Consider the following 8,738-nt stretch of genomic DNA (forward strand, 5'->3'; position numbering starts at 1 on the left):
AATAGGGCAACAAATACCAATGAAATCAAACAAAACTGAAACAGATCATCTTTCAAATAGGATGTATTTCCTGCGGCGAAATTGACCATCGCAAAAACAACATACATCACGAGCAACAAAGTGACAATGCAGAGAGGGACAATTACCTGACGCCACATTCGATTCACAAAGCGGATTTTTTCTTCAATCATCCTCTGCATCCTATAGGATCAAAATGATAGTTTATGCTGTACTGGCGGCCGATAGCTCCGTAAGCACCATACGCTCCTCTGGGCCCCATAGACACACCATAGGGTCCGTCGAAGTTCGCTGTGACTTCCACGCCCCCACCATCCCCCCCACCACCTTGCATCACAACGCTTTCGGTGAAAGTAAGCCCGCTTGTTGAGGCCGACTGCGCGTTACCGAACAATACATTGGGCCCCAATCCTGCGAAACCGCCAAAGCCAGCTAGGGGAGTAACTGATCCGGAGGCTCCGAATTGAGTGCCACGAAAACTACCATCACCAATCAACGGCAATGACTCCCACGGGACGGAACCGCTCGTATTCCAACCTGCTGAGCCACCAACAACGCCCCCAAAAAGCGTTCCGCCCGCACCATAGCCAAGATGAAGTCGAGCTCCCGTAGGACACTGCGTTTTATCATCTTGAGAGGTGCTACCGGCAGCCGCCCCGCCGGGTAAGAAGTTTACTCTATACCACAGCGATGCATAGTCAGAGTTCCACAGCAACATCAGCCGGGTGCTTACCTGCCGGGGTGGCGGCTCTAGCTTTGGTGAAGTGACTGTGACTCCCCCGCAAACCAAAACTCCCTCTACATTTTCGCATTCCCTAGGATTGAAACCTTTCAATCCCCACGGATCGATCCGATTCACCGGATCGTTCCCAACATACGCATACAGATTAAGCCCGCCGGCCTGCCCGATCGGATCGGTCTGCAGGAACCTCCCCAGCCTCGGATGATAGACACGATTGCGGTAGGAGTAGAGCTGAACCTCCGCGATCCAGATCTGACCTGTGTATCCGAACCTGCCGGCATTGCCCGACTTCGGGATGCCATACTCATCATACGCATTGATCTGCGTGGCCGCGCCCGTGCCGTTGGTTTCCGCGATCACCGAGCCCCGCTCATCCGTGATCAACCAGTGCTTCGTGCCCGTGCCGCTGCCTGTATAGGCCACCAGTGGTGTGTCGAGACCCGGACCCGGGATGTAGCGCTTCTGAAGCACGTTCGAGCCATTGTACTCAGCTGCAAGATTGGCTCCGTCATACAGAAACCGCGTCGTCGCCCCGCTCACCTGCGCCGTCTGATAGAGACGCCCTGCAGGGTCATAGTTCAGAGTTACCGCCCCGCCTACACCCGTGACGCCGGTGAGGCGGTTGTCAAAGTCATACGCATAGGTCCGCGTACCATCCGAGGTCAGGCTGCCCCGCGTGTCATAGGTGTAGGACGCCGGCCCCGTCAGGTACTGATCCAGCCCGTTGACCGTGAAGTTGTGATCCAGATTGGTCAGCCCGCTCATCTGGTAGATGTTGTTCGTCATCCCCCGCGTCAGGATCTGACCCGCCATGTTGTAGGTGAAGCTCAGCGTCTGATCCTGCGCCGTGCCAGCAAGGTCATGCGCCATGGAGTCCAGCTGAGAGGCAGAGTTGAATACGTTCATGGTGTTCACGCCATTGCCGCGAGCAGTGTAAGCTAGGCGCCCGAGATTGTCATAGGTGTAAGTGACCAGCGCCGCTAATCCGTTCTCGCGGATGCTTGTTACCGCATTGGCGAGGTCATAGTCGTAGGTGACGTAGAAAGCATCCGGCCAGGTTGCCTGCGTGCGGCGGCCTGCGGCATCATACTGATACGACATCATCCCCTGAGGCGACACCTCAGTCAGCTGACGGCCGAGCGCGTCATAGGTAAAGGATACCGTGTGGCCCGTCTGAACGGCTGATGTCATCCGCCCGAAATTGTCGTAAGCATACGTCACGGCTGCCTGGGGGCTCGGCGGCGTGCGCGTCGTCATCCGCCCGAGATTATCATAGGCGAACGAGATCGTCTGGCCGGAGCGCAAACGATGGCCTGTCATCCGGCCGACCGTGTTAAAGCTGTATTCCTCATAGTCAGTCGTTGAGCTGGATCCCAGCGTACTGGGATCGGGATAGCGCAACCGGGAGACGCGATCGAAACCGTCATACACGTAAGTGGTCAGGTTGCCCTTCTCATCCTTCACCGTCGCTTGACGACCATTGTCCGTATACGTGTAGCGGACATCCGGTCCTGCCTCCGCCGTTCCGTATGCACCGGTGATTTCCGTGAGCTGGCTCGCATTGTTGTAGGTGTATTTGCTGATCCGGTCCGGACCATGCGCGCCCGTCGTTCCCAGTGTACAGGCCGCTGGTGCCGAGCCAAACGCCGCCGCATTCATCCGCAGGACTTCGCAGTCGAGACGTCCCCGGCTGTCATAGCTCACCTGACGCAGGCTAAGCGTTGTCGCGCCGGACTTAAGCCGGCTGGCCGAGGGGCGCAGCAGCGTGTCAAAATCCGTCTCGGTCCGCAGCAATGCAGACATGCCGGTCAGATCAGCGAGCGTCGTACCCGTGGCCGTCCCCCGCTCCACTGCGGAGACGAGGCCCGACGCATTATAACTCAGCTTTACTGCGCGGCGCAGCAGCGGCCCGCCGGCATCGGGGTCCGGTGAGATCACTCCAAGGGGATTGCGCATCACATCGTAGAAATAATAGCTCGTGTCCGCCGCGCCCGAGAGCGGCCCGTCAATCGTTGCAACATCACTCACTGTTGTCAGTGTCCGCGTGGTCGTCGAAGAAGTACTCCCGGTTCCATCCGCAATGGTGGTACTCAGTAGAACGCGATTGTTGCCGACGCCGGTCGCGCCATAACCAAGGGTCGTGCGCGTTTCATTCGCTGTTCCGATGCAGCCGGGCGAGGCGCCGCTCGAGCAGGCGGAGGTCTGCGTCAGCCGCCAGACTTGGCTGGGCGCCTGCGCAACCGCTCCCGCCGGGGTGAGTTTATACCAGGCATACATCTGCGTGTAGCTGAATCGCTGCTGCGGGCGCGTTCCGCCGCCTGTTGCTGCAGGCGCTGTAACCGTCAGGATCCCGCCATGGGCGGTGTCATAGGTATAGTCCGTCCGCTGACCGGCCGTATCTTCCGTCCATTCGGGCTGATTACAGGTCTTGGGGTTCGAACACGACGCGGGATAGAAGGCTGTCTGCACGAGATCCGCGAGCCCCGAACCCGCCTTCGCTACCTGTTTGAGTTCTGTAATGTTTCCGCGGCTGTCATACGCGTACTGAACCTTGTTGCCTTCCGGATAGGATATCTGGGTAAGGCGGCCATTTGTGTCATGGGTCAGACTGGTCGTCTTGCCGAGCTCATTGGTCTGCGACACCGGCAGTCCGGTTGTCAGACTTGACACGAGGCTACGGGTCGAACCACCCGGGTTCATTGTTGTGGTCGTGCGCTGCGCGCCGACATCCGCGTATGTGTAGGACCAGCTTGAGCCACCGATGGTCACCAGACTGGCGCGCCAGGACGCATCCAGGGTTACACTGACGGTCGGGGAAGCCGCGCCCGGCGGCCGGTAGGTAAACACGCGTGGTGGCGGGGACAGCGTAGACTGCGTCACACGTCCTAGCGCATCGGTCACTTCGAACCAAAATGGATCGGTCGTGGCAAAGGTCAGCTTCGGCCAATCCCCTGTCGGGCTGCAGGCAGCAGCGATGTTGAGAGGGCAGGCAAATTCCGTCCTGTTGAACGCGGTGACGCTCTGCGGAAGAAAGAAACCGGAATAGTCTTCTCCGAGGAAGTACCGGGGCTGGCTGGATCGGTAATCAAACTGAAGCTGATAACCCAGATTGTTGGTGACCGACTGGAGACGCACCAGGTTTTCCACGACGATCACCGGGCGGCTGCAGGGCTCGCCGGGGCATTGAACCACCTCGCTGGTTCTGTAGCCGAAAGAGACGATCTCACCATCCGGTTTGGTGAGTGAGGTGATCAATCCCTCGCTGGCGCTGTACAACCCTGATCGCTGCCCGAGCGTCCGTGAGAACTTTGCTACGGATCCATCCGCCGCCGTATATGTCCACTCCTGGCTGCCAGTATCAAAGCTGAGCGTCGCCCCGGTTCCCTGGCTGGATACCCACGCGCCTCCCGAAGGTGCGAAACTCTCTGCTGAAAAGCCAATAGAAACAGTCCTCGACGTCCCGCCGCTTCCACTCGTGGTGATGGTGCCCGTTACATTATCCCTGTAGTCTGACGGACCATAGCTGCCGACGTAACTCAGGCCGCCCTGACCAGGCTGGCCTATGGAAATGGACGGCGTTGAAAAACGCACGCTTCCTCCAAGAAGATCGACCCCCCGCTCATCTACTGCAGAGAAAATCGGCGGAGGAGGATAGGGAATCTGCGCTGAAGCCGGCCAGCCAATGACGCCGGACAGAAGCGCGATCAGACCAGACGCACAGATAGCACGACACTTTCTCAGAAGGCCCATCGCGGAGACAAAGTGAAGAACCCGCACGAACAGATCGAGGGCCGCATAACCAGGAGACAAGATATTGAAAGCGCGCAACATGAGCAGCCCCAGCATTTTCAGGTACAGATCAGCATCCGGACAGGAAGTCCGTCTGCGCCGGAAAGAATTGACTCTACAGAGATGGAGAGAGCGGAGACGCCTAAGCGCCCGTCACCTGTTTGCGAACGCGGTTATTCGCCTTGTCATAGGTGTAAGTGGTCACAGCGCCGCTATGCATGCCGCCAGAAAGCGACACCGTCTTTAACCGGCCGCGCGCATCGTAGGTATAGGTAATGGTCGATGATGCCTGCGCCACCGGACTGAGCATCAGGAGGGCCGCACATATTAAAAGCAACGATTTTGAGATTTTCATGCACCACCTCCAGATGAATCGAAAACTGCCATAGATTTTGTTCTCGTCAACCTCAAATCACGCAGAAAGCCAAATCATTTTATCGCCGTGCCGGAAACAGGGTTCTAACCCCGGGCTCGCGCTCGGAGCATGTTCCCGCAGACTGAACAGTGACCCTCCGTACACATACTTTGCGTTGATTTTCTCGGGCGATTCCCGCCAGGCGCCTGACTGCTTGCTTCGTCAGCCCAGTCGGTTTTTGCCTTGAGCTTCCAGGACGCCTCATACGCCGACATCTCACTCACCTTCAAATCTCTCGGGCAACATCGCGCGCCTTTCAAATTCGCGGACCGTCAGCGCCGATACTCCGATCTCCAGAACACAGGCTTCGCGAAAGGCGCCAGCTGCTCGCATCGGCACGCCCGACTGGCGCCTGACTTCCCGCCCGCGGTCCGGACCGGGCTGAAGAAGCGAGCGGCACACTGAGGAAGCCAGGCATAATCTCCAGTCCTGGTAATAGTTGCAGATAGAGAGTGACTTTATTCACGCTCAGAATCATCCGAGCCTGAATTTCAACCGGGGAGTTCAGGCGCGGGCATGAGCATCAACTTATCCATATTTCATGGGCTATTTCTCTGGGTCAGCCCCTTAAGCCTTCTCGCTGTGACCGCCTGTCAGACCAGCGCTTCCACGGCTCACTCCCCCCCTGTTGCTCAGTCATTCAGCCCGCCGCCTGCTGCTCCGGTGGAATCAGAAGGCGCCCCGGTTTCACAACCTCCCGTGGCCGAGCGTTTCCCAGAAACCTGGTATGGATCCGAGCGTTTTTTGTCCCCTGCTCCGGATCGCATCACAGAAGCGCCCCGCCTTGTGCGCCAGGGCGAGGCACGTAGCTTCATGTTCCGGGACGCTCCGATAGACGCGGTTGTAAATCAGATTCTCGGAACCGGGTTTGGCCTGAATTATGTGATCGACCCGGCCGTATCGGGAACCATTACGCTGCGTCTGGAGGATATCTCGGACCCGGCCCAGGCGGTTGCCGCGCTGACTGGCGCGCTTCAATTGCAGGGGCTCGGCATCACGGAGAAGGGAGGCATATACGTCGTGGCGCCGCTAAGCCGGGAAGAAGCCGCCGCCGGAGTACCGGCCTTTATTCAGACCACTGATCTTCCTCCGGCAGGAACCTCACTTGCCGTTCTTCAATTAAAACATGCACGCGTTGAAGACGTGTCCCGCATCGCAACGGCAATGCTTCCCCCCAATACAATACGTCATGGGGATGAGAGCCGCGGACTGATTGTGCTTTCGGGGAGTCCGGATACGGTTGCCGTGGGCGTCGAGATCCTGAAATCCCTGGACGTGAACTGGCTCTCCTCGGTATCGAGCGCCCTCGTGCCGATCAAACACGCGCGGCCCTCAGAGATTTCCGCGGATCTCGCGCCGGCAATCTCGAACATAGGGGGGGCCACGATCATTCCGGTCGACCGGCTTGACGCCCTGTTCATCACGGCGCGCCAGAGGGAGACGGTCGATCAGCTGATCGAATGGATCCGCCGGCTCGACCGGGACGCATCCCCGCAGAGGATGAGCGACCTGCTGGTTTATGAGGCGCGATATGTGAACGCCGGCGATCTGATGGCCCTTACAGGCGGCACATCTCCCGGCATGCGAAACACTCCGGCTGCCAATGATACATTTTCGACGCCCGGGGGTTCTTTTGGTGACCCGTCCCAATCGGGCGCCTCTCTCTACGCTGGCCTTTCCATCAAGGTCGATCCCGGACGCAACGCTATCATCGCACGAGGCAACACTGAAGAACTCACCTCACTGGGAGAGCTCCTGTCTTTGCTGGATAAACCAAAAAAGCAGGTACTGATCCAGGCAACCATAGTGGAGGTCGGTCTGACGGACACCTCGTCGCTGGGTGTGCAATGGGACCTGGTACAGGATCAGTTGAGTGCCCGTTTCACGGAGGCCACAAACGGATCGGTCTCCGGCTTATTTCCCGGGGTCTCAGTCTCCTACATCAACACGGACATAAAAGCGGTGATCAATGCGCTCGCCACGACCGGTGATGTGGAAATCGTTTCCTCTCCCCGCATGCTTGTCCTCAACAATGAGACAGCCAGGCTCCAGATCGGTGATCAGGTTCCGGTGATAACCCAGAGCGCAGTCAGCGTGACGAACCCTGACGCGCCCATCGTCAACTCGACCACTTACCGGGATACGGGCGTCACCGCCCCCTGACGACTACGGGACCCAGTTCCAGAACGAGGTCATCACCCTCGTCTCAAGCCGGGCCGGCCAGATTATTGATATACGGTCGCAACCGGATCTGCTGTTACCGGAACAGGTCCGCGCTTTGCGTCATCAGATTGTGTTCGAAGGTGCGATGGCTGAGACGCTGGAGTCCGGCGGGCCCGCCGTCGAGGCGACGCTGCATGCCAGCGCCACTGATCCGGGGATGTTCTGGCAGCCGGACGAGGCGTTCTTCGATCTTCTGCGCGACCGGCGCGTGACCCGTTCCTTCCTCGCGGAGGTGGTTTCGCCGGAGGCGGCGCGGAAAGCAGAGAGCGCTCCCCTCAAGGCGCAAAAAGCGCAGCTGGTGGCAGCCCTTACGGTACGTAACAGCTCCAAGGGGGATGCCTGGACGCCGGGCTGGCTGCAGGTGCCGCCGACGCGCCATGTCGAAGGCGCAGCCTGCCCGCCTGCCGACGCGTGGGACCGGATCGCCGGGCTGTTCGAAGCAGACGGAACAAAGCAACCCGCCGACCAAGACTTGTCTCGCAAAGTCAGCGCTGCCTGAGTCCTTTGTCGCCTCTCAGGTAAGTTGGAACCGCCCGGTGGTTTTCACCGGGCGGCTTTTTACGCACGGGCCTCAGCAGGCCAGATCGTCCGAGGCGAAGCGGCCCCTTGAGTTTTGACTACACATATGCTATCAGTCTGTCTCAATGGATCGGATCGTGATTGATACAAACGTCTTTGTTTCGGCCCTGCTGAACCGGAACGGCGCGCCCAGAGAGGTGCTCCGCCTGGCTTTGCGGCGGGACGTTCAGCCCGTCTTTTCGGCCGCGCTCTTTGCCGAGTATGAAGATGTTCTGGCGCGCCAAAGCCTGTTTGCGCGCTGCGCTCTCGATGCCGCAGAGCGGGAGGCCTTGTTCGACGCCCTGCTCAGCGTCAGCGAATGGGTGAGGATACATTTCCTGTGGCGGCCCAATCTGCCCGATGAGGCTGACAACCATGTGATCGAACTGGCAATCGCCTCTGCGGCCAGAGCCGTCGTCACCGCCAATCTCGCTGACTTCAAACGGGCCGAATTATTGTTTCCGGGACTCACGATCTGCGATGCGGGAACCTATTTGAAGGAAAGGAAATCAACATGAGTGTTCTGACAATCAGGCTTCCGGACGATCAGCATGAGCGCCTGCGCGCGCTTGCCGAGCATCGCGGGATCAGCCTCAACAAGCTGTTCGAGGAGTTCGCCACACGTGCGGTGACGGAGTTCGACACCGAACTGCGCTTCCGCGTGCGCGCCGCGCGCGGCGACACGGCAAAGGGCCTCAGCCTTCTCGACAAGCTGGACCAGCAGTTCGGCAAACACAGCTAGCGTTGCGCAAGCAGGACGCTGCGAACGACGAACCTCGGTCATGCTGACGTCACCCCTGTCTGGCCGGGGCGCAGGCCATTGCCTCGGCTTGTCTGCGGGTCGGCAACTGACGCGCGCCATAGAAACCCATTGCACTGACGCCTTTTCGAAGAGGCCTGAACTTTCAACGACACCCCGGCGGATGCCAAGCGGGGGCCTCATACGTTTCCGGAAACTGTCCTTTGCGGACCCCTTGTTTTCCGTCTCTTGCC

6 protein-coding genes are annotated in these 8,738 nt (G+C 59.0%); 4 read left to right on the forward strand and 2 right to left on the reverse strand.

Annotated elements, in window-relative coordinates; translation table 11 throughout:
* Nucleotides 1-187: 187 nt before the first annotated feature.
* On the reverse strand, nt 188-4,591 hold the full coding sequence (locus HPO_RS16725; protein ID WP_162174062.1) for an RHS repeat domain-containing protein: 4,404 nt from the start codon (nt 4,589-4,591) through the stop codon (nt 188-190).
* Nucleotides 4,592-4,691: 100 nt separating this feature from the next.
* Entirely contained in the window at nt 4,692-4,859 is a 168-nt protein-coding gene (locus tag HPO_RS20755; RefSeq protein WP_162174063.1) for an RHS repeat domain-containing protein, read from the reverse strand.
* An 804-nt stretch (nt 4,860-5,663) separates the two neighbouring features.
* Between HPO_RS20755 and HPO_RS16735 the strand changes: the two genes are divergently transcribed.
* The 4 genes from HPO_RS16735 to HPO_RS16750 all read left to right on the forward strand — a co-directional run bounded on the left by HPO_RS16735 (nt 5,664) and on the right by HPO_RS16750 (nt 8,487).
* Nucleotides 5,664-7,127, forward strand: a complete 1,464-nt coding sequence (locus HPO_RS16735; protein WP_035601336.1) for a secretin N-terminal domain-containing protein — start codon at nt 5,664-5,666, stop codon at nt 7,125-7,127.
* A gap of 145 nt (nt 7,128-7,272) precedes the next feature.
* Complete coding sequence (locus HPO_RS16740; RefSeq protein WP_157532900.1) at nt 7,273-7,686, forward strand: hypothetical protein; 414 nt, start codon at nt 7,273-7,275, stop codon at nt 7,684-7,686.
* A gap of 157 nt (nt 7,687-7,843) precedes the next feature.
* Nucleotides 7,844-8,263 (forward strand): putative toxin-antitoxin system toxin component, PIN family, encoded by a 420-nt coding sequence (locus HPO_RS16745; RefSeq protein ID WP_206742182.1) that lies wholly within the window; start codon nt 7,844-7,846, stop codon nt 8,261-8,263.
* Nucleotides 8,260-8,487, forward strand: coding sequence for a toxin-antitoxin system HicB family antitoxin (locus HPO_RS16750; protein WP_035601342.1), 228 nt, complete (start codon nt 8,260-8,262; stop codon nt 8,485-8,487). The genes HPO_RS16745 and HPO_RS16750 overlap by 4 nt, the downstream gene beginning before the upstream one ends.
* Nucleotides 8,488-8,738: the final 251 nt, after the last annotated feature.

The organism is Hyphomonas polymorpha PS728, from assembly GCF_000685315.1.
Lineage (GTDB): Bacteria > Pseudomonadota > Alphaproteobacteria > Caulobacterales > Hyphomonadaceae > Hyphomonas > Hyphomonas polymorpha.

Excerpts from the sequence above, each read along its gene's own strand:
- HPO_RS16725 (WP_162174062.1), bottom strand. The coding sequence starts at position 4,591 with ATGTTGCGCGCTTTCAATATCTTGTCTCCTGGTTATGCGGCCCTCGAT.
- HPO_RS20755 (WP_162174063.1), bottom strand. The coding sequence starts at position 4,859 with ATGCTCAGTCCGGTGGCGCAGGCATCATCGACCATTACCTATACCTAC.
- HPO_RS16740 (WP_157532900.1), top strand. The coding sequence starts at position 7,273 with ATGGCTGAGACGCTGGAGTCCGGCGGGCCCGCCGTCGAGGCGACGCTG.
- HPO_RS16750 (WP_035601342.1), top strand. The coding sequence starts at position 8,260 with ATGAGTGTTCTGACAATCAGGCTTCCGGACGATCAGCATGAGCGCCTG.